Annotated in this window: 21 protein-coding genes; 7 read left to right on the top strand and 14 right to left on the bottom strand. The window is 72.0% G+C overall.

What is annotated here, in order from left to right:
• Positions 1-100: 100 nt before the first annotated feature.
• From ABZ806_RS41495 to ABZ806_RS41485, 3 genes are all read right to left on the bottom strand, one after another.
• On the bottom strand, positions 101-958 hold the full coding sequence (locus ABZ806_RS41495; protein WP_500224341.1) for a hypothetical protein: 858 nt from the start codon (positions 956-958) through the stop codon (positions 101-103).
• A 67-nt stretch (positions 959-1025) separates the two neighbouring features.
• On the bottom strand, positions 1026-1670 hold the full coding sequence (locus tag ABZ806_RS41490; protein ID WP_500224339.1) for a LuxR C-terminal-related transcriptional regulator: 645 nt from the start codon (positions 1668-1670) through the stop codon (positions 1026-1028).
• Positions 1634-2947, bottom strand: a complete 1314-nt coding sequence (locus tag ABZ806_RS41485; protein ID WP_500224337.1) for a sensor histidine kinase — start codon at positions 2945-2947, stop codon at positions 1634-1636. Before ABZ806_RS41485 ends, ABZ806_RS41490 begins: the two co-directional genes overlap by 37 nt.
• 196 nt (positions 2948-3143) lie before the next feature.
• Between ABZ806_RS41485 and ABZ806_RS41480 the strand changes: the two genes are divergently transcribed.
• Positions 3144-5345, top strand: a complete 2202-nt coding sequence (locus ABZ806_RS41480; RefSeq protein ID WP_500224334.1) for an MMPL family transporter — start codon at positions 3144-3146, stop codon at positions 5343-5345.
• On the opposite strand, the gene ABZ806_RS41475 is transcribed toward ABZ806_RS41480, so the two are convergent.
• Complete coding sequence (locus ABZ806_RS41475) at positions 5299-6135, bottom strand: polysaccharide deacetylase family protein (RefSeq protein ID WP_500224332.1); 837 nt, start codon at positions 6133-6135, stop codon at positions 5299-5301. The two genes, ABZ806_RS41480 and ABZ806_RS41475, sit on opposite strands and share 47 nt — an antisense overlap.
• A gap of 74 nt (positions 6136-6209) precedes the next feature.
• Here ABZ806_RS41475 and ABZ806_RS41470 point away from each other — a divergent pair, with 74 nt between their 5' ends.
• Together ABZ806_RS41470 and ABZ806_RS41465 are read left to right on the top strand one after the other, a co-directional pair.
• Positions 6210-6974: an ABC transporter permease gene (locus tag ABZ806_RS41470; protein ID WP_500224329.1), complete on the top strand. Its 765-nt coding sequence runs from the start codon at positions 6210-6212 to the stop codon at positions 6972-6974.
• On the top strand, positions 6975-8210 hold the full coding sequence (locus ABZ806_RS41465; protein WP_500224326.1) for an alanine racemase: 1236 nt from the start codon (positions 6975-6977) through the stop codon (positions 8208-8210).
• A gap of 306 nt (positions 8211-8516) precedes the next feature.
• On the opposite strand, the gene ABZ806_RS41460 is transcribed toward ABZ806_RS41465, so the two are convergent.
• The 5 genes from ABZ806_RS41460 to ABZ806_RS41440 all read right to left on the bottom strand — a co-directional run bounded on the left by ABZ806_RS41460 (position 8517) and on the right by ABZ806_RS41440 (position 14058).
• Positions 8517-9365, bottom strand: coding sequence for a helix-turn-helix transcriptional regulator (locus ABZ806_RS41460; protein WP_500224324.1), 849 nt, complete (start codon positions 9363-9365; stop codon positions 8517-8519).
• A gap of 123 nt (positions 9366-9488) precedes the next feature.
• Positions 9489-11132 carry an AMP-binding protein gene (locus ABZ806_RS41455; RefSeq protein ID WP_500224323.1) on the bottom strand — a complete coding sequence of 548 codons (1644 nt, stop codon included), beginning with the start codon at positions 11130-11132 and terminating at the stop codon, positions 9489-9491.
• Complete coding sequence (locus tag ABZ806_RS41450) at positions 11129-12811, bottom strand: AMP-binding protein (protein ID WP_500224321.1); 1683 nt, start codon at positions 12809-12811, stop codon at positions 11129-11131. The genes ABZ806_RS41455 and ABZ806_RS41450 overlap by 4 nt, the downstream gene beginning before the upstream one ends.
• A 97-nt stretch (positions 12812-12908) precedes the next feature.
• Positions 12909-13523: a TetR/AcrR family transcriptional regulator gene (locus tag ABZ806_RS41445; protein ID WP_500224318.1), complete on the bottom strand. Its 615-nt coding sequence runs from the start codon at positions 13521-13523 to the stop codon at positions 12909-12911.
• Positions 13524-13629: 106 nt separating this feature from the next.
• Complete coding sequence (locus ABZ806_RS41440; protein ID WP_500224315.1) at positions 13630-14058, bottom strand: DoxX family protein; 429 nt, start codon at positions 14056-14058, stop codon at positions 13630-13632.
• Between the two features lie 145 nt (positions 14059-14203).
• On the opposite strand from ABZ806_RS41440, the gene ABZ806_RS41435 reads away from it, so the two are divergent.
• The 3 genes from ABZ806_RS41435 to ABZ806_RS41425 all read left to right on the top strand — a co-directional run bounded on the left by ABZ806_RS41435 (position 14204) and on the right by ABZ806_RS41425 (position 16290).
• On the top strand, positions 14204-14641 hold the full coding sequence (locus ABZ806_RS41435; RefSeq protein ID WP_500224313.1) for a hypothetical protein: 438 nt from the start codon (positions 14204-14206) through the stop codon (positions 14639-14641).
• Positions 14641-14979 (top strand): winged helix-turn-helix domain-containing protein, encoded by a 339-nt coding sequence (locus tag ABZ806_RS41430; RefSeq protein WP_500224312.1) that lies wholly within the window; start codon positions 14641-14643, stop codon positions 14977-14979. The genes ABZ806_RS41435 and ABZ806_RS41430 overlap by 1 nt, the downstream gene beginning before the upstream one ends.
• A gap of 192 nt (positions 14980-15171) precedes the next feature.
• Positions 15172-16290 carry an RNA-guided endonuclease InsQ/TnpB family protein gene (locus ABZ806_RS41425; protein ID WP_500224311.1) on the top strand — a complete coding sequence of 373 codons (1119 nt, stop codon included), beginning with the start codon at positions 15172-15174 and terminating at the stop codon, positions 16288-16290.
• 196 nt (positions 16291-16486) lie between these two features.
• Here the strand turns inward: ABZ806_RS41425 and ABZ806_RS41420 are convergent, their stop codons facing one another.
• From ABZ806_RS41420 to ABZ806_RS41410, 3 genes are all read right to left on the bottom strand, one after another.
• Positions 16487-17170, bottom strand: a complete 684-nt coding sequence (locus ABZ806_RS41420; protein ID WP_500224310.1) for a GNAT family N-acetyltransferase — start codon at positions 17168-17170, stop codon at positions 16487-16489.
• A 119-nt stretch (positions 17171-17289) separates the two neighbouring features.
• A complete protein-coding gene (abc-f, locus tag ABZ806_RS41415; protein WP_500224307.1) occupies positions 17290-18948 on the bottom strand; it encodes a ribosomal protection-like ABC-F family protein in 1659 nt (552 codons plus the stop codon).
• A gap of 41 nt (positions 18949-18989) precedes the next feature.
• Positions 18990-19811 carry an SDR family NAD(P)-dependent oxidoreductase gene (locus ABZ806_RS41410; protein ID WP_500224305.1) on the bottom strand — a complete coding sequence of 274 codons (822 nt, stop codon included), beginning with the start codon at positions 19809-19811 and terminating at the stop codon, positions 18990-18992.
• A gap of 121 nt (positions 19812-19932) precedes the next feature.
• Between ABZ806_RS41410 and ABZ806_RS41405 the strand changes: the two genes are divergently transcribed.
• Positions 19933-20532 (top strand): TetR/AcrR family transcriptional regulator, encoded by a 600-nt coding sequence (locus tag ABZ806_RS41405; protein WP_500224303.1) that lies wholly within the window; start codon positions 19933-19935, stop codon positions 20530-20532.
• A 66-nt stretch (positions 20533-20598) separates the two neighbouring features.
• Here the strand turns inward: ABZ806_RS41405 and ABZ806_RS41400 are convergent, their stop codons facing one another.
• The gene (locus ABZ806_RS41400) at positions 20599-21366 is read right to left on the bottom strand and encodes a group II truncated hemoglobin (protein ID WP_500224300.1); all 768 of its coding nucleotides are present in this window, start codon (positions 21364-21366) and stop codon (positions 20599-20601) included.
• 78 nt (positions 21367-21444) lie between these two features.
• On the bottom strand, positions 21445-21945 hold the full coding sequence (locus ABZ806_RS41395) for a COG4315 family predicted lipoprotein (protein WP_500224299.1): 501 nt from the start codon (positions 21943-21945) through the stop codon (positions 21445-21447).
• Between the last annotated feature and the right edge of the window lie 199 nt (positions 21946-22144).

Genomic DNA, 22144 nt, shown 5'->3' with positions numbered 1-22144 from the left:
CGTCCCAACCCCCCCCCCCCTCGTTCTTCTGGGGGTTTTTTTTTTTATGAGCACGTCGAAAACAACAACACGCCGCAGATCAACGAAGGTTGGGGGGCGGTTAGGTGTTCGTTGCGTCGTAGAAGCGGCCCTCTGGGAGGCGGTGTAGGCGTCCCTCCGCGGCGAGCTGGTCTGTGGTGGGGTGGCGCAGGTCGGCGAGCGGGAGTACCCCGCACAGCAGCGACTCGGGCGTCCGGACGATGAGGAGCGGCCCGATCTGCGCGCCGCCCCGGTCGACGTCGCGCAGCGCGCCCAGCAGGGTGCGGGCCGCCCCGGTGGTCTCCCGGCAGTCCGCGCGCAGTGCGGCGACGAGTTCGATGAAGTCGCGCTCCAGGGCGCGCGGGCTGCGTCCGGACAGGTAGTAGCGGTCCCGGTCGGCCAGTTCGACGCGCAGCCCGTGGTGCTCGGCAAACCGCTCGTAGGGCCCGGTCAGCGGCCCCCGCGCGGCGGCCGGGTCGGTGCTGAGGGACCCGGCGACCAGCTCGGTCGGCTCGGCCCCGAGGGACGCGGCGACGGCCTGGTCGAGCCGCCCGACGAGGTGCGCGCGGAGCGCCGCGACCTCGGCGGCCAGCCGGTCCAGGGCCTCGCGCTGCTCGCCGGCCGCCTCGCGCTGCTGCGTCAGCCGGCCGCCGACGTCCGGCAGCACCCGGTCGTTGATCTGGGTGATCAGCGACCGGATCCGCGCGTCGGCCGCGCCGAGCGCCTCCCGGTCGCGCTCCTGCTCGGCGGCGAGCCGGTCGAGCCGCTCCCGCTGGGAGGCGCGGAAGCCCTCCAGCTCGTCCCGGGTGCCCTTGAGCGCGCGGAGCTGGGTGCGGATGTCGGCGATCTCGGGCGCGCCCGGGGAATGCCGGCGTTCGAACGCCAGGTACAGCTCACGCCCGGCGATCGCCAGGCACAGCAGGACCAGAACCACCGTCATCGCGCCCTCCCGGGGCCGTGTCGCGGAGCAAACTATGCCACCCGGTACGGCTGTGGGACGCTTCCCGTCACTTGTTGAGGTAGGCGAGGACGGCGAGGACGCGGCGGTTGTCGTCGCCCGTCACCGGCAGGTCGAGCTTGGTGAAGATGTTGGCGGTGTGCTTGGTGACGGCCCGCTCGGTCACGACGAGGCGCTCGGCGATCGCCGCGTTGGAGCGTCCCTGCGCCATCAGCTCCAGGACCTCGGTCTCGCGCGGGGTCAGCCGGCCCAGCGGGGTGTCGCGGGTGTTGCTCGCGAGGAGCCGGGAGATGACCTCCGGGTCCATCGCGGTGCCGCCCGCCGCGACCCGGCGGACCGCGTCCACGAACTGGGCCGCGTCGAACACCCGGTCCTTCAGCAGGTAGCCGATGGCCCCGCTGCCGTCCGCGAGCAGCTCGCGGGCGTAGAGCTGCTCGACGTACTGCGACAGGACGAGGACCGGCAGGCCGGGGACCTGCCGGCGCGCCTCCAGTGCCGCCTGCAGCCCCTCGTCGGTGAAGGACGGGGGCAGGCGCACGTCGACCACCGCCACGTCCGGGCGGTGGTCGAGCAGTGCCTTCAGCAGCGAGGGGCCGTTGTCGACGGCCGCCGCGATCTCGAAGTCGTGCGACTCCAGCAGGCTGACCAGCCCCTCCCTCAGGAGGGCGAGGTCTTCGGCGAGGACAACGCGCACGGCAGCTCCAGCGTTACGATCGTCGGGCCGCCCAGGGGCGAGCTGAGGGCGAGGACGCCGTCGAATGTACCGATCCGGCGCTCGATGCCGCGCAGTCCGGTGCCCCCGTCGAGGGTGGCGCCGCCACGACCGTCGTCGGTGACCGTGATGCGCAGCATGCCGTTCTCGTACCCTATGTCGATCCACACGCGGGACGCGCCGGAGTGCTTGGCCGCGTTGGTGAGGATCTCCGACACCGCGAAGTACGCGGCGGACTCGACCGGCGGCTCCGCCCGTCCCGGCAGGTCGACACTGACCTCGACGCTCATCGGGTTGTCGAGCGCGAGTGCCTTCACCGCGTCGCCGATCCCCCGGTCGGCGAGCACCGGCGGGTGGATGCCGCGGACGAGGTCGCGCAGCTCGTGCAGCGCCTTCGCCGACGACGCGCGGGTCTCGGCGAGCAGCAGCCGCGCCTTCTCCGGGTCCCGGTCGAGCAGGTGCTCGATCGCGCCGAGCGTCATGCCCATCGCGACGAGCCGGGCCTGCGCGCCGTCGTGCAGGTCGCGCTCGATGCGGCGCAGCTCGGCGGCGGAGGCGTCCACGGCCTCCGACCGGGTCTCGGTGAGGTGCTGGACGCGCAGCGCGAGCTGGGACTTCTTCGTCGGCCCGAGGATCGTCCGGCCCCACCGGCCGTACACCGCCATCATCTTCGGCCCGATCGCGTACCCGATCGCGATGCAGGCGGTGGCGACGGCCACGGTGGACAGGACGCGGCCGGTGTCGCGGCCGTACCCCTCGGTGACGTGGATGTAGGTGTACCAGTCGCTGCCGCCGTAGTGGCCGATCAGGTCGCCGGCGAACGCCGCCAGCACGTACCCCCAGAGCCCGTAGACGATCAGCACGCTGGGGAGCGCGGCGGTGAACAGCGCGACGAACGGGTCGGTGACGACCCACAGGTAGTCGCGCCAGGTGGCCGGGTCGGAGATCAGCGCGATGAACCGCCGGAAGACGCCCTGGATGCCGGGCTCGACCTCCGGCTCGGGCAGGTACGGGCGCTGGATCTCGACGTCCGTCCACTTGTTGATGCGCTCGCGGTACGCGTCGAGCTGGTTGCGCAGCATCATCGTCGCGGACGGGAACAGCAGCACCCCGACGAAGCTCGTGATCATCGAGATGACCGTGATGAACCACAACCCGACGAACGTCGCCGGGACGGCCAGCAGCCACAGCGCCAGCCCGCGCCAGGGCGCCCTGGCATGCTGCAGCAGCCTGCTCTCTTGCACCATTTCACCGCTCACCGGGACCTCCGTCGTCTACCTGCCAACTGGAGTCCAGTCTTCTGGCACGCCCTCACCAGCACAGTGTGCCCGCAACCCGAGTGGGGGGTGTACTTACGTCCACCCCCGGACGCCGGTTAGAGCCATGTCGGCCCAGGTGCGCGCTTCCTAGCGTCAATGGGTGTCACCCCGCAGACGAACGGACCAGGGGACACCCATGAAACGAAATCTCGCCGCGACGCTCGGCGGCTGGAGCGCACGGCACCGCATGACGGCCATCCTCGGCTGGCTGCTGTTCGTCGTCGCGGCCTCGGTCCTCGGCGGTGCGGCCGGCCAGGTCACGATGGCCGACCACGAGCAGGGCACCGGGCAGTCGGCGCGGGCCGAGCGGATCATCGCCGAGGCCGGCATCGACGACCCCGACCAGGAGACGGTGCTGCTCTCGGGCGCCCCCGCGGGGTCGGCCGCGATGAAGGGGGCCGTCGCGGACGTCCGGGCGAACGTCCAGGCCACCGGCGTGATCACGGACCTGCGCCCGGACGTGGTGTCCAAGGACGGCCGCCACGTGATCGTCCAGTTCACGCTCAAGGAGTCGCCGGGCGACCCGCTGCCCGCCGTCCAGGACGCGGTGGCGAAGGCGAAGGCGGACAACCCGTCCGTCCAGATGGGGGAGTTCGGCGGCGCCACCGCCGACGCGTGGTTCGACAACGCGCTCGGCGAGGACTTCAAGCGCGCCGAGCTGACGGCGGTGCCCCTCGCGCTCGGCATCCTGCTGGTCGCGTTCGGCGCGCTCCTCGCGGCGGTGCTGCCGGTCGTGCTGGCCTTCACCGCGTTCCTCGCGGCGAGCGGCGTCCTCGCGGTGGTCAGCCACGCGCTGCACGTCGACCAGACGACGAACTCGGTGATGCTGCTGATGGGCCTCGCCGTCGGCGTCGACTACTGCCTGTTCTACCTGCAGCGCGAACGGGAGGAGCGGCGCAACGGCCGCGACCGGGAGACCGCGCTGGCGATCGCCGCCGCCACCTCGGGACGCTCCGTGCTCGTCTCCGGCATCACCGTGATGGTCGCGATGTCCGGGATGTTCCTGTCCGGCCTGCTGCTGTTCAAGGGCTTCGCGATCGCGACGATCCTCGTCGTCTGCATCGCGATGCTCGGGTCGGTGACCGTCCTGCCGGCGCTGCTGTCCCTGCTCGGCGACAAGGTCGACTTCGGCCGCGTCCGGCTGCCGCGGCGGCGTCGCGAACGCGGCGCAGGCGTGGTCGGGACGCTGCTGCGCCCCGTGCTGGCCCGTCCGGGCATCGCCGCGCTGCTGTCGGCCGGCCTCCTGCTGGCGCTGGCCGCGCCCGCGCTCGGCATGAAGACCGAGAAGCTCGGCCTCGACCAGCAGATCCCGCCCGGCGAGGAGATCGCGCAGACCTACACCCGGCTGAACGAGGCGTTCCCCGGGAACCCGGCGCCCGCGGTCGTCGTGCTGAAGGCCCGCGACATCAACGCGCCGCAGGTCAAGCGGGCGATCAGTGACCTGAAACGGGACGCGGTCGCGTCCGGTGAGATGAACGAGCCGATCGACGTGACCGTCCACGCCAGTGCGAACGTCGCCGAGATCGAGGTCCCGCTCGCCGGAAGCGGATCGGACGCCACGTCCAAGCACGCCCTGGAGACCCTGCGCGAGCGGATCGTCCCGCAGACCGTCGGCAGGGTCGGCGAGGCGCCGGTCACGGGGCAGCTCGCCTGGTCGGTCGACTACAACGGCCAGCTGAAGAAGGCCATCGCGCCCGTCTTCCTGTTCGTCATGGGCATCACGCTCCTGCTCATGCTGATCTTCTTCCGGTCGCTGCTGATCGCGGTCAGCGCCATCGTGCTGAACCTGCTGTCGGTCGGCGCCGCGTACGGGGTGATGGTGGCGGTGTTCCAGCACGGCTGGGGCGACTCCCTCGTCGGGACGACGGGCGCGGGCGCGCTCGAATCCTGGATCCCGCTGTTCGTCTTCGTCGTCCTCTTCGGGCTCTCGATGGACTACCACGTGTTCGTCGTCTCCCGGATCCGCGAGGCGCACGACCGGGGCCTGGACACCACCCGCGCCGTGAGCGAGGGCATCCGCGCGACCGCCGGCGTCGTCACCAGCGCCGCCGTCATCATGATCGCCACATTCGGGATCTTCGGCACCCTCTCGATGCAGGACTTCAAGCAGCTCGGCGTCGGCCTGGCGGTCGCCGTCCTGATCGACGCGACGATCGTCCGGGTGATCCTGCTGCCGGCCGTGATGTCCCTGCTGGGCCGCGCGAACTGGTACCTCCCGCGCTGGCTGAACTGGCTCCCCCGCATCTCCCACGCCGAGACCCCGGCCCCGAGGGCGGAGGGCGACTGCGAGGTCAGAGGGCGACGAAGGTCAGTCCGCGTTTCTTCATCTTCGGGATGACCGCGCCGAGGGCCTTGATCGTCTGGGAGCGGTCGCCGCCGCCGTCGTGGCAGAGGATGATGTTGTCCTCCTTGCCCTTCAGCATGGCGCGGCGGATGCGGCCCACGCCGGGACGGGCCCAGTCGCGGGGGTCGACGGCCCAGTCGATGGGGAGCATGTCGTGCTCGGCGACCAGTTCCAGGACGGTCTTCGACCACGCGCCGCCGGGGGAGCGGAAGAACTGCGGGACGACGCCGGTGACGTCCGCGATCCGGTCGTGGGCCTCGACGATCTCCTTGCGGACCTTCTTCTTCGACAGGTGCGCGATGGCGATCGGGTGCGTCTCGGTGTGGTTGCAGATCTGGTGGCCGGCGTCGGCGATGCGGCGGGTGAGCTTCGGGTACTCCTTCACCTGCTCGCCGATGATGAAGAACGTCGCGTGGATCTCGTGCTCGGCCAGCAGGTCGAGCATCCGCGGGGTCCAGACGGGGTTCGGACCGTCGTCGATGGTCAGCGCGATCGACTTCGGCGGCGCCGGCGGGGCCAGCTGCGACAGCTCGCGGACGGGGGTGTCGAGCGCGATCAGCTTGCCGGGCGTCCAGGACGCGGCCCGCGCGGTCGGCGTCGGGGCCGGCGTCGGGGTCGGATGGATCACCGGCCGCGCGCGGGGCGTCGCCGAGGGCGCCGCCACGGCGGAGGAGCCGCCCGACGGGCGCGCGGCGTCCGCGCCGAGTGCGGTGATCCCGGCGGCCGCGCCGAGCAGCCAGAGCGCTTTGCGGCGGGATGTCCCACCTGACTCCTCAACCTCCACAAGTCCCACGCTATCGAGGTTTTAACCGGGTAGGAGACTGCTATGGGATCACAATCGCGCCTTTTGGGCGGCGGGTGAGCGCGGCCCCCGAGGTCGGGCCGCTGCTGGCCTTCGTGCTGGCCTCCCTGGCGGCGGTCGCGGCGGTGCTGGCGCGGCTCGGCGGGCTCGGGCTCGGCCGGGACATGCTCGTCGTGTCGGTGCGGGCCGCCGTGCAGCTCACCGCGGTGTCGCTGCTGATCGCGGCGGTGCTGCGCAGCGCGGGGCTGACCGCCGCGTTCATCGCGGGCATGGTCGTGATCGCGGTCGTGACGGCGGGCCGCCGCGTCACCGGGTCGCTGCGCGGGCCCGGCTGGTGGACGGCGCTGCCGATCACCGCCGGCGTCCTGCCCGTCCTGGGGCTGCTGCTGGCGACCTCACTGGTCCCGCCCCGCACGGTGTCGGTGCTGCCGATCGCGGGGATCTTCATCGGCGGCGCCATGTCGGCGACCGGGCTCACCGGGCGCCGCGCGCTGGACGAGCTGACGGCGCGGCGCGGCGAGTACGAGGGCGGGCTCGCCCTCGGCCTGCTCCCCCGGGACGCCGCGCTGGAGGTGTGCCGGTCGGCGGCGGCGCTCGCGCTGTTCCCCGTCCTCGACCAGACCCGCACGGTCGGGCTGGTCACGCTGCCGGGCGCGTTCGTCGGCGTCCTGCTCGGCGGCGCCGACCCGGTCGAGGCGGGCGCGGTCCAGCTGCTCGTCCTCATCGGGCTGCTCGCGATCGAGTCGGTCGCGGTACTGATCACACTGGAACTGGTGGCCCGGGGCCGCATCGACCGGACCGAGTCCTACAGGAGGCTGTGAATGGACGTGAAGGCGCTGGAGGCGCTCGGCGGCGAGGTACTCGACTGGCGGTTCAAGGCGATCCCCGCGTCCGCGCACGGGATGACGGTCGACGCGGCCCGCGCGGCCCGGCTGCCGCTGGACGACTTCGGGACGCCGCTGCTGACCCTGGACGCGGGCGCCCTCGACCACAACATCGCGGCGATGGCGGAATGGACGCGGGCCGCCGGCCTGCTGCTCGCCCCGCACGGCAAGACGACGATGGCCCCGGCGCTGTGGCGGCGCCAGCTCGACGCCGGCGCGTGGGGGATCACGGTCGCGAACCTGCCGCAGCTCCGGGTGGCGCGCGCGTTCGGCGTGCGGCGCGTCATGTACGCGAGCACGCTGCTCGATCCGGCCGGTCTCGCGTGGCTGTCCGGCGAACTGGACCGGCACCTGGATCTCGAGTTCGTCTCCTGGGTCGACTCGGTGCGCTCGGTGGAGCTTATGGACGAGGCGCTGCGCCTGGCCCGCGGCCAGCGTCCGGTGGACGTGTGCGTCGAGCTGGGCGGGCCGAACGGGCGCACGGGCGTCCGGGACGACGGCGACGCGCGGGAGGTCGCCGCCGCCGTCCGCAGGACCCGCAGGCTCCGGCTCGCCGGGATCGGCGGGTACGAGGGCGCCCTCGCGCACGACGCGTCCGAGCGGGGCCGCGCCTCCGTGGACGCCTACCTGCGCCGGCTCGCGAACCTGTACCGGGGGCTGGAGTACGAGGTGGACGAGCCGATGCTGACCGCCGGCGGCAGCGCGTACTTCGACCAGGTCGCGGACGCCCTCGGCGGCCTCGGCGGGAACGTCGTGCTGCGGGCGGGCGCGTACATCGTCCACGACGACGGCTTCTACCGGGACATCTCGCCGTTCGCGCGCGGCACCGGTTCCCCGTTGCGTTCGGCGATGCACGCATGGGGACGGGTTTTGTCCCGTCCGGAACCCGCCCTCGCGCTGCTGGACGTCGGCAAGCGCGACGTCCCGTTCGACGAGGGCCTGCCGGAGCCGCAGCTCATCCGGGGAAAGGGTCCGCTGGACGGCACGCGGATCACCGCGCTCAACGACCAGCACGCCTTCCTCCGCGACTCGCCCGCCGAGGTCGGCGATGTGGTCAGGCTCGGCCTCTCCCACCCGTGCACGGCGCTCGACAAATGGACGATGATCCCGGTCGTGGACGACGCCGGCGCCGACCGTCCCGTCGTCGTCGACTACGTCCGGACGTGGTTCTAGGACCACCGGAAATCCGTTCACTCGGACCAATCGTGTTCGCCGAGGTGTTACGGTTCCTGTGCATTCGGGGGCCGGACGTTCCCGCCGGGACAGGCGGGACGGCCGAGCGATCACGGCCCGGCGCAGCCGGCGTGTGGTGAGCGTCCCTTCCAGGCAGTGCGCCACGGGGGCCGATCTGCACTGGACGACGTCCACGACGCGGCGCTGACCCCGTCGCCGGGTCGATCGCCGAACCGGGACACCGGTCGAGGAACCCCGGGCAACGGAACCGCGCGGCCCCGCGGGATCCACAGGTCAGGCAGCAGGTCAGGGCAGCAGGCCGGCGCGGCGCGCGGCGGTCACCGCCTCCAGGCGGGTATGGCTGTCCAGCTTGCGCATCGCCGAGCGCAGGTAGCTCTTCACCGTCTCCGGCAGCAGGCCGAGGCGTTCGGCGGCCTCCGCGTTCGTGCAGCCGATCGCCACGTACGACAGGACGTCCAGCTCGCGCGGCGACAGCACCGCGAGGCGCGGCGAGGCGCCGCCCGATCCGCCCGGTCGTCCATCCGTTTCGTCCAGCCCGGCCGCGGCGAGCCGCAGCGACGCCCGGCGGAGGCGGTTCCGGGTCGGCAGGTCGCCGACCTCCTCGGCCAGCGCCCGCAGCTCGGCGTGGACGGCCCGCACCTCCTCCCAGCGCGCCGCCGACGTGTCCGGCGGCAGGTGCGCGAGGGCCTCGTCCGCGCGGTCGTGGACGGCGAGGTCCTGTTCGAGGTCGCGGGCCACCTGGACGGCCGCGCCCACGACCCGGTCGGCGAGCCCCAGGGGCTCCCGCAGCGCGCCGTAGAGGACGCCGCGGACCCGCCGCCGGACCACGATCGGGACGGCGACGATCGACAGCAGCCCCTCACGCCCGACCGGTTTGTCGTAGTCGTGGCTGATCGCCGCCGAGCACGGGTAGTTGCTCACCCACGCGGGACGTCCCATCGCCATCGCCTTGCCGCCGAGCCCGTTGCCGTTTCGCACGACCAGGCCGCTCAGCGAGTCGGTCGCGTTGCCGACGAGTTCGGTGATGCGGAGCCGGTCCCGGCCGCTCAGCGCGCCGCCGAACACCACGGGCAGGCCGGTCGTGCGGTGCAGCGTCAGTACCGCGGACCGGACGGCTCCCACATCGTCGCCCATGCTCCGAGCATGCCTTGCACGGGCCCGTCCACGAAAGGCCACGCGCTCAGAAACTCCCCGCGCCCGGACTCCCCGCGCCCAGACTCCCCGAGCCCAGACTCCGCACGCCCCGACTCCGCGCGCTCACGCGTGCTCGGTGGCGGCGGCGTCGTCCAGGCCGAGGATGTCCACCGCCTCGGCGCGCATCTGCACCTTCCGGATCTTCCCGGTGACTGTCATCGGGAACTCGTCCACGACGTGTACGTAGCGCGGGACCTTGTAGCGGGCGAGCCTGCCCTCGCAGAACGCGCGCAGATCCTCGGCGGTCAGGCCGGGCACGCCCTCGCGCAGCCGCACCCACGCCATGAGCTCCTCCCCGTACTTCTCGTCGGGGACGCCGATGACCTGCGCGTCCACGATGTCGGGGTGGGTGTAGAGGAACTCCTCGATCTCGCGCGGGTAGATGTTCTCGCCGCCGCGGATCACCATGTCCTTGATGCGGCCGGTGATGTTGACGTAGCCGTCGCCGTCCATCACGGCGAGGTCGCCGGTGTGCATCCAGCGCGCCGCGTCGATGGCCTCGGCCGTCTTGCCCGGCTCCTCCCAGTAGCCGAGCATCACCGAGTAGCCGCGGGTGCAGAACTCGCCGGGCGTGCCGCGCGGGACGGTCACCCCGGTCTCCGGATCGATGATCTTGATCTCCAGGTGCGGCAGCACGGTCCCGACCGTGGACACGCGCCGGTCGAGCGAGTCGCCCGCCCTGGTCTGCGTCGACACCGGCGACGTCTCCGTCATGCCGTAGCAGATCGCGACCTCGCTCATCCCGAGGCGGTCGATGACCTGCTTCATCACCTCGACCGGGCACGGCGAACCGGCCATGATCCCGGTGCGGAGGGTGGAGAGGTCGAGGCCGTCCAGCGACGGCTCGTTCAGGACGGCGATGAACATCGTCGGCACCCCGTACAGCGACGTGCAGCGCTCCGCCGCGACCGCTTCGAGGGTCGCCTTCGGGTCGAACGCCGGCGCCGGGATCACGACGCACGCGCCATGGCTGGTCGACGCGAGGTTGCCCATCACCATGCCGAAGCAGTGGTAGAAGGGCACGGGCACGCACACGCGGTCTTCCTCGTCGTAACCGCACAGTTCGCCGACGAAGTAGCCGTTGTTCAGGATGTTGTGATGCGAGAGTGTCGCGCCCTTGGGGAACCCCGTCGTCCCGGACGTGTACTGGATGTTGATGGGGTCGTCGGCGGTCAGCGTCAGGGCGATGTCGTTGAGCACCGCCGGATCAGCGGTTCGGCCCGCCTCCAGGAGCCCGTCCCAGTCGGGCGTGCCGATGAGGATGACGTCGCGTAGCGCGGGGCACGTGGGCTTGACCTCGTCCACCATCGCCGCGTAGTCGGACGTCTTGAACACGGACGCCGACACCAGCGTCCGGATGCCCGCCTGGTTGAGGACGAACTCCAGTTCATGCACCCGGTAGGCGGGGTTGATGTTGACCAGGATCGCGCCCAGCTTCGCCGTCGCGTACTGGACGAGCATCCACTCGGCGCAGTTCGGCGACCAGATGCCGACACGGTCGCCCTTCACGACACCGAGGTCGCGCAGGCCGAGCGCGACCGCCTCCACGTCGTCGGCGAACTGCTCGTACGTCCAGCGCCGTCCGGACGTCCTGTCGACGAGCGCGTCCCGCTCGGAGTGGGCGGCGACCGTCCTGTCGAGGTTCGCGCCGATCGTGTCGCCGAGCAGCGGCGTGCCGGCGATGCCCGAGGCGTAGGAGAGGGTCATCGCAGGTCCTCCTCGCGGAACTCGCCGGGCGGGCGGTCGTCGGCACCGGGATGCTTGTCGATCTCGCTGGTCCGCAGCTCGACCCGGCGGATCTTGCCGGAGATCGTCTTCGGCAGCTCGGCGAACTCCAGCAGCCGGATCCGCTTGTACGGCGACAGCTGCGCCCGGCTGTGCGCGAAGATCGCCCGCGCGGTCTCGGCGGTCGGCTGCCAGCCGTTCGCGAGCGTCACGTACGCCTTCGGGACGGCCGCCCTGACCGGGTCCGGCGACGGGACGACGGCGGCCTCCGCGACCGCCTCGTGCTCGATCAGCACGCTCTCCAGCTCGAACGGCGAGATCTTGTAGTCGGACGCCTTGAACACGTCGTCGGCGCGCCCGACATAGGTGATGTACCCGTCCTCGTCGCGGGCGCCGATGTCGCCGGTGTGGTAGTGCCCGCCGGCCATCGCCTCCTCGGTGCGCGCCTCGTCGCCGTGGTAGCCGGTCATCAGCCCGAGCGGGCGGTCCTCCAGGTCGAGGCAGATCTCGCCCTCGGCGCCCGCCTCGCCGGTCACCGGGTCGATCAGCGTGACCTGGTAGCCGGGCAGCGGACGTCCCATCGACCCCGGTTTGACCGGCTGGCCGGGCGTGTTGGCGATCTGGGCGGTCGTCTCGGTCTGCCCGAACCCGTCCCGGATCGTCCGGCCCCAGGCGTCCTTGACCCGCTCGATGACCTCGGGGTTCAGCGGCTCACCGGCCGCGACGACCTCGCGCGGCGGCGTGGCGAGCCGGGCGAGGTCGGCCTGGATCAGCATCCGCCACACGGTCGGCGGCGCGCAGAAGCTGCTCACCCCGCACCGCTCCAGCGTGTCGAGGAGCCGGTCGGGGTCGAACCGCGTGTAGTTGAAGATGAACACGCACGCCTCGGCGTCCCACGGCGCGAAGATGTTGCTCCACGCGTGCTTCGCCCAGCCCGGCGACGAGATGTTCAGGTGGACGTCCCCGGGCCGCAGCCCGATCCAGTACATCGTCGACAGGTGGCCCGCCGGGTAGGACGCGTGCGTGTGCTCGACCAGCTTCGGCTGCGCCGTCGTCCCGGACGTGAAGTAGAGCAGCAGCGTGTCCCGCGACATGGTCAGCCCGTACGGGGTGAAGGACTCCGCCTCCTCGTAGGCGTCCCCGTAGTGGACCCACCCCTCGACGGGCTGGCCGACGGCGACCTTCGAGTAGTCGCCCTCGACCCCGTCGAACTTCCCGGTGTCGGACGAGGTGACCACCACGTGCCGCGCCTTGCCCCGGGTGATCCGGTCCTGCAGATCGGCCGTGCCGAGCAGCGGCGTGCACGGGATCATGACCGCGCCGATCTTCATCGTCGCGAGCACGGTCTCCCACAGCTCGACCTGGTTGCCGAGCATCAGGACGACCCGGTCGCCGCGCCGCACGCCCGCCCGGCGCAGCAGGTTCGCGACCTGGTTCGACCGCCGGGACAGCTGCGCGAACGAGTACTTCGCCTCCGAGCCGTCCTCCTCGACGATCCACAGCGCGGGCGAGTCGTTGCCCTCGGCGATCTTGTCGAACCAGTCCAGCGCCCAGTTGAAACCGGTCAGCACCGGCCAGCGGAACTTCTCGTACGCGGTCGCGTAGTCGTCGCGATGCGCGAGCAGGAAGTCGCGCGCCGCGCGGAACTCGACTGCGGGCATGGGTCTCTCCTCGTCGCCGCACGGACACCCGGTCACCAGGATCGTTGGCCATCCGAGTGACCTGCGCCACCCCCGAACGGGGGTAGTCGTGATCGTCCTACCCGCCCGCGACGAACGTCGACCGCAGCAGCAGCGCCATGTGCGCGCCGATCTGCTCCGGCGTCCAGTCCCGCTCGTACAGCAGCGTCGCGCTCACGCCGTTGGAGACGAGCGCGACCAGCATGTCGGTGGCGGTGTCGACCGTCCAGCCCGGGGCGAGGACGCCCTCCGCGTCCAGCCGCGCGACCAGCGCCCGGTTCGTCTCCTGCCGCCAGCGCAGCGCGTCCGCCCAGTGCCGGGCCGCGTCCGGGTCGCTGCCCGCCTCCCGCTCCACCGCCCGCGACACCGCCAGCACGCGCGCCATGAACGCGGCATGCCGCCGCGCGAACACCTCCAGCGCCGCCACCGCGTCCGGCGCCTCACCGACCGGGGCGAACCGCCCCTCCAGATCCTCGACCTCGTTGACGTAGCCGAACAGCTCGCTGATCAGATCGGCGCGCGAGGCGAAGTGCAGGTAGACGGCCCGCCGCGACACCCCGGCCCGCTCCGCGACGGCCGCCATCGTCGTCGCCGCCATCCCGTGCTCCTCGACGAGCTCCCGCGCCGCCCGCAGCAGCGCCATCCGCGAACGGCGGCTCCGCGCGTTCCGCGGATGCTCGATCGACCTGGCCATACCCCCATGCTCCCAGGGCCGGCGGCGGCCGGCCTCCCCGCGGGGCGGTCATGGGAAACGGCGGACGACCCGGGACCGGCCCGGGTCGTCCGCCGTGGATGCGCGGTCAGCGCTTGAGGGAGCGCAGCAGCGCGCGGGTCTCGGCACGGCGGTCCCAGGCGATCAGGGCGAACACGACCGCGAACGCGGCGGGCATCGCGCTCCACGCGGGCTCGATCACCAGGATCTGGGTGAGGATCGCGCCGGCCATCAGGCCGATGAGCGCGGTCGCGGCCAGCCCGGCCAGGCGCGGGACGACCAGGGCGATCGCGCCGGCGACCTCGACGACGCCGGTGACGTAGCGGAACCACTGCCCCCACCCGATCAGCTCGAACGTCTCGACGGCGTCGGCCTGGCCGACCAGCTTGGGGAGCCCGGACGCGATCAGCAGGAACGCGGCGAGCAGGATCTGCGCCCCCCACAGCACCTTGCGCCGGGTGCCGTGGTCGGCGTCGGTGGTGGTGGACGGGGCGGTGTGAGCGGTCTGAGTAGTCATGGCGGTGGTCCTTCCGGGCAGTGCGTCTCATCGGCCTTCACTGACGCGTCGCCCGGCCCCCCGCCGGATCGACATCCCCCGCGATTTTTCTTCAAGAATTTTTCGAGCCCGCATCAGCCCAGGCGAGAGGGCATGGGAGGTGTCCGTGGACCCGGACGAGGCTCGCCGCTCGCTCGACACGATGCGGCGGCTGCAGGACAGGACGCGCGAGGAGTACCTCCGCCAGAGCTTCTCGGGCCCCGGTGCTCTGCTCGTCGCGCTCGGGCTGTTCATCGTGTGCGCGTCGTTCGATCTGCCGGGACGGTGGGACACCGTCGCCATGGCGCTCGGCGACGCCCTGATCCTCGGCGTGCTCGCGGTCGGATACGCCCGCGCGTCCGTCCGCCGCAAGCCCAGCGGCGCCGAGCTGGTGATCATGCTCGCGGCCTCCGCCTATCTCATCGCGGGTTTCGTGGCCCTGCACGTCGCGGCCCGGCTCGTCGGACTCCCCGCGCCGTACACGATCGCCGCCGCCGCGACGGCCCTCGCCTTCGTCGCGTTCGGACGCCCGATGCGCCGGGTGTACGAGAAGATCGTCCGGTAATGCGGGTGGACGCCCACTTCGATGAGTTCTTGTACGTGCCGGCGCGCTTGTCGGTCGTCGCGTTGTTGGCCCCGGCCGACTGGGTCGACTTCGCCTTCGTCCGCGACACCGTCGGGACGAGCGACTCGGCCCTGTCCAAGCAGCTCTCGGCGCTTGCGGACGCCGGCTACGTCGCCGTCCGAAAGGGACGGGACGCGGGCGTGCGGCGGACCCGCGTCCGACTCACCCCCCAGGGCCGCGAAGCGTTCCGGCGGCACGCCGCCGCGCTGGAGCAGATCGTCGCCGCCGCCCGCGCCCGGCCGCACGGGGCGGAAACCGCTACCGGATTTCGTCGGTAGTGCTCCGTCCTTCAGGGCGGGGGGTGAAGCCGACCCTCCCGCGGAGCGGGACAGGAAAAGCTGGATGGCCCCCAGGGCGAGCCAGCGTCGGACAACGCCGGGCCGGCCGCACCCCTGATCGCCGGGGTGCCGACGGCAACCAACCGTCACGTTGGGCACTCAATTGGGTCCGGAGGGTAATAGTGTGGTCATGTGCAGCTCAGGTACCAGTACCGCATCTATCCCACCGCTGGGCAACGTGCGGCGCTGGCGCGGGCGTTCGGGTGTGCGCGGGTGGTGTTCAACGACGCCCTGGCGGCGCGCCGGGACGCCCGTGAGGCGGGTTCGCCGTATCCGAAGGCCGCCGAGTTGTCGGCGGCGATGACGGCGGCGAAGAACACGCCGGAGCGGGCGTGGTTGGGTGAGGTGTCGGCGGTGGTGCTGCAGCAGTCGCTGCGGGACTTGGAGACCGCCTACCGGGCGTTCTTCGACGGACTGGCCGGGAAACGCCCGCGCATGGGGACGCCGAGGTTCAAGTCCCGCAAGGACCGGCGCCAGGCGATCCGGTTCACCGCCAACGCCCGCTGGTCGATCACACCGGGCGGGAAGCTCGTGCTGCCCAAGATCGGCGACATCGCGGTGAGGTGGTCGCGGCGGCTGCCGTCGGTCCCGTCCACGGTGACGGTGGTCAAGGACGCTGCGGGCAGGTACTTCTGCTCCTTTGTCGTCGAGGCCGGCGACGTGGAAGACCCGCCTGTGGCGACGGCCGAGGTGGGCATCGACCTGGGGCTGGGGCATTTCGCGGTCCTGTCCGATGGCCGCAAGGTCGCCTCCCCGCGGTTCCTGCGCCGCGCGGAGAAGAAGTTGAAGAAGGCGCAGCAGGGCCTGTCCCGTAAGCAGAAGGGGTCGGCCAACCGCGACAAGGCACGCAGCCGGGTCGCCCGTGCCCACGCCGAGGTCGCCGATGCGCGCCGCGAGTTTCATCACCGGCTCTCGACCGAACTGGTCCGTGAACACCAAGCGGTCCATGTCGAGACGCTGTGCGTGAAGGGGCTGGCGCGTACCCGGCTGGCCAGATCCGTGCACGATGCGGGCTGGTCGGCGTTCGTCGGCATGCTGGAGTACAAGGCGGCCCGGTACGGGCGGACGTTCGTGCGGGTCGGCCGCGCGTTCCCGTCCTCGCAGATCTGCTCGGACTGCGGGCACCGCGACGGCCCCAAACCCCTGCACGTCCGCGCATGGGCGTGCGGGCAGTGCGGGACGGCGCATGACCGGGACGTCAACGCTGCCCGCAACATTCTGGACGAGGGACGCCGCATCGCCTCCGGGTGATGGCTTCCGGGTCGCCGCTGGACGGAAACCCCCTGGGCGTCCCGGGGGAGGCGGAGACCTTAAACGCCTGTGGAGGGCAGGTAAGACCCCCGACCCGGTCGGGGGCTCAGCCCGGCGAAGCAGGAAGCCACGGAAGTGACCGCACCGGCAACGGCGCGGCACAGGCCGAATCCCTGGCATTCATGCCGGGAGCGCGTCAAGGAACCCTGAAGCCGCGGAAGGTCACGTGCTTGCGGGTCTTGAAGCCGAGCCGTTCGTAGAGGGCGATCGCCCCGGTGTTCGCCTCCGCCACGTGCAGGAAGGGGCATTCGTCCCGGGACACGATGCGAGCCGCGAGCGTGCGGACGAGGCGGGCGGCGTGACCCCGGCCGCGTGCCTCGGGCGCGGTGCAGACGGTGCTGATCTCCGTCCATCCCGGGGGCCGCAGCCGTTCCCCCGCCACCGCCACCAGGACGCCGTTCTCGCGGACGCCGACATAGGTGCCGAGCTCACGGGTGCGCGCCCAGAAGGGTCCCGGGCGCGTCCGTGCGACGAGGTCGAGCATGTCGGGCACGTCATCCGCGCCCAGTTCCACCACGCCGGTGTCGATCTCGCTGCTGCCGGCCCAGACCATCTGGAGCCCTCCGAGGACGAAGACCGGCTCCCAGTCCCGGGGCGGAACGGCGGGACTGCTGAACATGTCGGCGAGCTCCCCTCGCCCGAGCAGGCGGGCGAGGTCGGCCCACGCCGCCGCGTCCGGGTCGGGAGACACCGTGGAGAACGTCGAGACGCCCGGCAGATACGTGGCGGCCCGCCCGAGCCGACGAGCAAGGTGCGCGTGGTGCCCGCGCAGCGACTCGCCCACGGGATCGTCCAGCGCGACATCGTCGCGATCGGCCATGAGCGGATGCTACTGCCCGGCGCCGTCAGACGACGTCCCACCACGGAGTGCGGGCGTCCCAGCCCGCGACTCCGCTCGGCCAGCAGATGTGGCCGCGGTGCGGGCGATGAGCAGGGCCCTCAGTGACGGATTCGCCGGGCGACAGAGCACTCCATGGCGCCGCACCGTGGCTCACCTGGCGAAAAATCCAGGTGGGTGCCGGTGAAGGCGGCGCGCAGGCGGCGGTCGTGCGTCACGATCACGAGAGCGCCCGTGTACGAGACCAGCGCCTCCTCCAGTTGCTCCACGAGCATCGGCGACAGGTGGTTGGTCGGTTCGTCGAGCAGCAGCAGGTCGGCGGGCTCGCTCACCAGCCGGGCCAGATCGATGCGGCGCCGCTGCCCGTAGGAGAGTTCGCCCACGCGCAGGCTCAGGTCGGACGGCCGGAACAGGCCCAGCGCGAGCAGTGCGTCCGCGTGGTCGTCCAGGCTCCCCGGCCGCCCGTGCGCGTAGGCGTGCAGGACGGTCCGGTGCGGCGCGCGGGCGGCGGTCGGCTCGTCCTGGCGGAAGAAGCCGACCCGGCCGGTCCGGCGCACGCCGCCCGCGTCCGGACGCAGGTCACCGGCGAGCACGCGCATCAGCGTCGTCTTCCCCGCTCCGTTGGGGCCGGTGATCAGCAGCCGTTCGCCGGCGCGGACGGTCAGGGCGTCCAGCCGGAGTCTTCCCGCGACCACGACACCGTCGAGCGCGGCCACCTCTGTTCCGGGGGCGGCTCCGGTCGCGAGGGCGGCGGTGAAGCGCAGCGGCTCGGGCGGTGGCGGCGCCGGATGGCCGGCGAGCCACCGCAGCCGCTGCTGGGACTGCCGGATGCGTCCGGCCGCCCCATGCGTCCGCGAGCGTGCCCGCCACGCCCCCGTGCCCATGCCCGCCTTGGCCGTCTTGCGTGGGATGTCCGCGAGTCGTCCCGCGTTGGCCGTCACCAGCGCGGCATGCCGGTTCCGCTCCGCCTTCCACTCCTCGTGGGCCCGAGTCCGGGCGGCGCGCTCGGCGGCCTTGGCCGCGAGATATCCGCCGTACCCGTCGCCGTAACGGCGCACCTGCCCGTCGCCGACTTCGAGGACGGCGGTGGTCACCCGTTCCAGGAACGTCCGGTCGTGGGTGATCGCGACGACCGTGCCCCGGTGGGCGCGCAGGCGCTGTTCGAGCCAGGCCACGGCCGGGTCGTCCAGGTCGTTCGTCGGTTCGTCGAGCAGCAGGAGCTCCGGGGCGGACGCGAGCGTGGCGGCCAGGGCGAGCCGGGCGCGTTCGCCGCCGGAGAGCGTGCCGAGCGGCCGGCGCCGGTCGAGCCCGGGCAGCCCGAGTCCGTGCAGCGCGATGTCCACGCGGGCGTCGGCCCCGTAGCCGGCCCGCGCCTCGAACTCCGCGAGCAGCGCCGCATAGGCGTCCAGGCCCGCGCGGGTGTCGCCGAGTGACTGCTCGGCCGCTTGGATGCGGGTTTCGAGTTCGCGCAGGTCGGCGAGTGCCAGGTCGATGGCATCGGCCACCGTCGCGTGCGGGGGGAGCGCGAGTGACTGCGGGAGGTAGCCGATGCCGCCGGGCGCGACCACCGCGAGTTCGCCGTTGTCCGGCCGCTGGGCGTGCGCCATGAGCTTGAGCAGCGTCGACTTGCCCGACCCGTTGTCGCCGATCACCCCGACCCGCTCGCCGGGTTTCACGGTGAGCGACACACGATCCAGGACGACGCGGTCGCCGTAACGCTTGGTGACGTCGGTGAATGCCAGTTGGGCGACAGTGCGCAAAGAGCCTTCTTTCTTCTCTGGGGCAAGGACAGGTGTGCGGGTCAGCCCGGGGCCTTGCGGCTGAGGTGCTCCCAGGCGCGGTACTCCGACGCGCGGTACTCGTCCATCTGCTGGACCATGTCGTAGGACGCGCTGCCGACGATCAGCCGCAGCGGCGGGTCCGGCAGGTCGACCAGCTCGGTGATCACCGGGGCCGCCGTGGCCGGGTCGGGGCCGGCGTCCTCGCCCCACATCTCCGCCAACTGCGTGCGCAGCGCCGCGTACTCGGGGAGTGGGTCGGTCGTGGTGGTGCCGCGCGTGAACAGGTCCGTGCCGTAGCCGCCCGGCTGGACGATCGTCACCTTGATCCCGAACGGGGCCACCTCCATCGCGAGGGACTGGCTCAGCGAGTCGAGCGCCGACTTGCTCGCCGCGTAGAACCCTGTGGACGCCACCCCGCCGCCCGTCCCCATCGTCGTGACCTGCAGGATGTGGCCCGATCCCTGGGCCCGCAGGTGCGGGACGACGGCCTGCGCCACCCAGACGGCCCCGAAGAAGTTGACGTCGAACTGGGCGCGGATCTGCTCCTCGGCCGCCTCCTCGACCATGCCGAGCAGCATCGCGCCGGCGTTGTTGACCACGATGTCGAGCCGGCCGAACGCCGCCGCGGCCTCGTCCACCGCCTTCTGGACGGCCGCGCGGTCGGTGACGTCCAGCGTCAGCCGTACGAGGCGGTCCGGGTGGGCGGCGGCCAGATCGGCGAGCGGCGCGAGGTCGCGGGCGGCGGCGACGACGCGCTCGCCGGCGTCGAGTGCCGCCGCCGTGAACGCCCTGCCCAGGCCCCGCGACGCGCCGGTGATGAACCAGACTCGGCCGGTTGTCATAGAGGCTCCCCTCACTCATGTGAGACGAGACGGTTCGTCTCGTTGCGTCAGAGTGTGCGGGATGCGAGCGGCATCTGTCAAGACGGACCGTCTCGTCTCGTCCGGTGCTAGGCTCTCGGACGTGTCGCAGCCCAGAAAGCCGAAGCCGGATCCCGCCCGGCGCAGCGAGCGGTCGCGGCAGGCCGTCCTGGCCGCCGCGCGCGAACTGGTGTCCGAGCTCGGATACACCAAGGTGTCGATCGAGGCCATCGCGGCCCGCGCGGGTGTGGGCAAGCAGACCATCTACCGCTGGTGGCCGTCCAAGGGCGCGGTCGTCTTCGACGCGTTCCTGGAGCTCAGCGAGGGCGAGGACGGCGTCCGGCTGCCCGACACCGGCGACCTCGAGGCCGATCTCAAGACCGTCATGCGGGAGACCGTCGCCGAGTTCGCCGACCCGGTCTTCGAAGCGCCCATCAGGGCGCTCAACCTGGAGATCATCGCCGATCCCGCGCTCTCGGGGGCGTACCGCGAGAAGCTGGCGGACCCGGTCGACGAGGGCAAGAAGGACCGGCTGCGCAGCGCCCAGCGGGCGGGCCAGCTGGCCGCCGACGCCGACCTCGACCTGGTGCTGGAGGTGCTGTACGCCCCGCTCTACCAGCGCTGGCTGCACCGCTCCGGCCCGCTCACCCCGCAGTACGCCGACGCCCTCGTGGAAGCGACCCTCCGCGCCTTCGCCCCCTGAACGCGCGCGCGAGCCGAGCGCCGCCGCCCTCCGCGTCGGGAGGACGGCGCGCCCGGCCGACGCCCGCTACTCGGATGGCACGTAGGGCGGGGCCACGCCCCAGCTCCAATGGGGCATGGGGGCTTCCAGCGGCGGCTTCGCGTCGGTCTGGGAGTTGGCCAGGGCTATGCGCGTCCCCCATTCGATGTAGGACGCGAAGGCGGCCCGGAACTCGGGGTCGTCGGGGAGGCCGACCTCGTCGGCTGCGTCCATCAGGAGGGAGACCCAGCGGCGGCGCTGCGCCTCGGTGATGCCGCGGCGCAGGTGCTGGCGGACCATGTGGTGGTAGCCGCCGCGCTCCCCGCTGTAGCGCTCAGGGCCGCGGAAGACTTCGCTCAGCCAGGTCGCGACCCATTTGGGGTGGTCGGGGGCCATGTGCTCGAACAGCGGGAAGAGCAGCTCGTCCTTGAGGACGTTCGTGTAGAAGACCTCGGTGAGCCGCTGGAACGCCTCGCCGCCGCCCGCCCAGTCGTACATCGTCGGGACGGACGAGCCGGCGCCGCGCACGGGTGTCCGCTCGTAGTGCCGCATCTCCTCGATCTGCCGCACGTACGGCTTGATCTCGGCGAAGAAGGCGGGGAAGTGCTCGCCGCCGCGGAACCCCTTCATGTGGTCGTCGGCGGACGTCCAGCCGATGCGCAGGATGTAGGACGAGGGCTCCTCGACACAGCGGGAGAGCTCGTAGTCCACGCATTGCGGCGCGGCGGCGAGCGGGACGGACGCGCGGGCGTAGGCGGCCTCGAACTCGTCCGCCGACTGCGGGTCGATGCGGTAACGGATGTACTCGACGATCATGAAGCTCCCAAGCGACTAGTCGAGTAATCACTGTAATGCTGTAATCACCCGCGATGGGGCAATTGTGCGCGCATTGGCCTACCGGGTGACCGCGCTACCGGACGGCGACAGCACGTACCACTTGGCGCCGAACTGGTCGAGCCCCTGCCCCCCGGTGCTGCCGCCGGAGGTGCCGTCGGGCGCGTAGTAGTACAGCGGGTGCCCGGCGTAGCTGACCTCGGTCGTGCCGTCGCTCCGCTTGGTGGTGCCCAGCTTCGCGGCGTCCGCGCCCGAACCGGGCTTGGGTTTCACGCTGGTCGTGACCGGCGGCCACACCGCCGCGCACGACCCGGAGCAGGACGACTCGTTCCCCTTGTCCTTCTCGAAGAGGTAGACGGTCCGGCCCGCGCCGTCGACCAGGATCGGCCCGAGGCTCCCCACGCTCGCCGTCCTGATCGTCTGGCCGGACGTGCCGCCGGTGGGCGCCGCCGAGGTCGTCGACGCCCCGCCGCCGTAGTTGGGCGACCCCGATCCGCCCGATCCGCCTCCGCCGCCGCACCCGGCCATCGTGGCCAGGGCCGTCCCGGCCGTCCCCACCATGATCAAGAGTCGCCGTATCCGGCACATGCGCAACCTCCCCGTGGACCTGGCGGCGGTCGCCCGCGACCCCCCTCTGCGGCGCCGCCTACCCCCGGTCCCGCCGCGCGAACTGCCCCGGTCCCGGCTGTGACCCGTTCTTTCCCATAGCTGTAAAGATCGCGCCCCGCCGGGCCGGGTGGTCACGGGTGCGGCCCGTGAC

It is taken from the genome of Spirillospora sp. NPDC047418 (assembly GCF_040643275.1).
Lineage (GTDB): Bacteria > Actinomycetota > Actinomycetes > Streptosporangiales > Streptosporangiaceae > Spirillospora.
The sequence above is the reverse complement of the archived record's forward strand: the minus strand, read 5'-3'. Positions and strand labels throughout refer to the sequence as shown.